General features: G+C 73.9%; 1 protein-coding gene. It reads right to left on the bottom strand.

The window, feature by feature from the left end:
* Positions 1–115: 115 nt before the first annotated feature.
* Entirely contained in the window at positions 116–1,528 is a 1,413-nt protein-coding gene (locus AB0J52_RS39545) for an NAD(P)/FAD-dependent oxidoreductase (RefSeq protein ID WP_500188251.1), read from the bottom strand.
* Positions 1,529–1,625 lie beyond the last annotated feature (97 nt).

Below are 1,625 nucleotides of genomic sequence, written 5' to 3'. Positions count from 1 at the left end.
TCGCGTTGTTGTGTTTTTTGTTTTTTTTTCTGTGGTGTCCTGCTTGGTTGTCTTCCGCCCCGGGGCGGGGCCGGGCCGCCCCCCGGGCCGGCGCCCCGGCCCCGGTGCGAGCGGGTCAGCTGTCGAAGCCGAGCCCCAGGCGGTCGAGCAGGCCGAGCCACGGTCCGCGCCGTCCCGCGTTGCGGTCGGCGCGGGCGATCTCGCGGCGGGTCAGCTCGATCACGCCGTAGCGGAGCGGTTCGGGCGGGAACGGGAAGGGCTTGGAGCGGACCATCCGCAGCCGCGTCCGCTCGGTCTGCTCGCCCGGCTTGAGGCCGACGCCGAGCAGGTCGAGCATGACGTCCGCGCCGAACCGCGTGGCGCCGACGCCGAGGCCGGTGTATCCGGCGGCGTAGGCGAGGCGGCCGGAGTGGGCGGTGCCGTAGAACGCGCTGAACCGGCTGCACGTGTCGATGACGCCGCCCCACGCGTGGCTGAACCTGACCCCTTCGAGCTGCGGGAACGTGGTAAAGAAGTGCCGGGCCAGAGTCGCGAACGTGCGCGGCCGCCGCTCCAGCTCGGCGTGCACGCCGTTGCCGTAGTGGTAGATCGCGTCATAGCCGCCCCACAGGATCCGGTCGTCCGCCGTGAGCCGGTAGTAGTGAAACTGGTTGGCGCTGTCGCCGACGCCCTGCCGGGCGCTCCAGCCGATGGCGGCCTTCTGGTCGGCCGTCAGCGGCTCGGTGACCAGCGCGTAGTCGTAGACCGGGACCAGGAAGTGCCGCAGCCTGCGCAGCAGCGGCGGGAACGCCCCGGTCGCGAGCGCGACGTGGCGGGCCGTCACCGCGCCGTACGCGCCGCTGATCCGCATGTCCCCGCGCCGGTCGGAGCTCAGCCCGGTGACCCGGGTGTTCTCGTGGATGCGGACGCCCAGGGAGCGGCACGCGTCGGCGAGCCCCCAGGCGAGCCGGGCCGGGTGGACCATCGCGACGCCCTCGCGGTCCCAGAGGCCGCCCAGGTAGGTCGGGGAGCCGATCTGCGCGCGGACCTCGTCGGCGTCCAGCGGCACGAGCTCGCGGCCGAGGCGCCCGGCCGTCTCGGCCTCCTCGCGCAGGCCGTCCAGCTGCCACGGCTCGGTCGCGACGGCCATCTCGCCGGTCAGCTCCCACTGGGCGTCGATGCCGTAGCGGGTGAGCGTGTCGCCGATGCCGGCGAGGTTGGCCATGCCGAGCCGTTCGAGCAGCGGCATCTCCTCCGGCCAGCGTTCCATGCCGTTGCCGATGCCGTGCGTCAGGCTGGCGGCGCAGAAGCCGCCGTTGCGTCCGGAGGCGGCGCCGCCGACGCGGTCGGCCTCCAGCACCACCACGTCCAGGGACGGGTCGCGCTCCTTGGCGCGCAGCGCCGTCCAGAGACCGCTGTAACCGCCGCCGATGACGGCGAGGTCGCACGCGTGGTCCCCGACGAGCGCGGGTCCGGGTTCGGGTCGTCCGCCGTCCGCCAGCCAGAACGAGACCGGCTCGGCGTCGGCGAGTGCCCTCAGCGGATTCACATTTCCAACTCCCTCGGTCCCCGCCGCGCCGGTGCGGCGCGGCGGGGTGTGTCGTGCCCGGCCGCCTGCGGCGGGCCGCCGCGTTCGGGACCTGAGG

It is taken from the genome of Spirillospora sp. NPDC049652 (assembly GCF_040675125.1).
In the GTDB taxonomy this organism is placed as follows: domain Bacteria; phylum Actinomycetota; class Actinomycetes; order Streptosporangiales; family Streptosporangiaceae; genus Spirillospora.
This window is presented reverse-complemented; position numbering and strand designations above follow the sequence as displayed.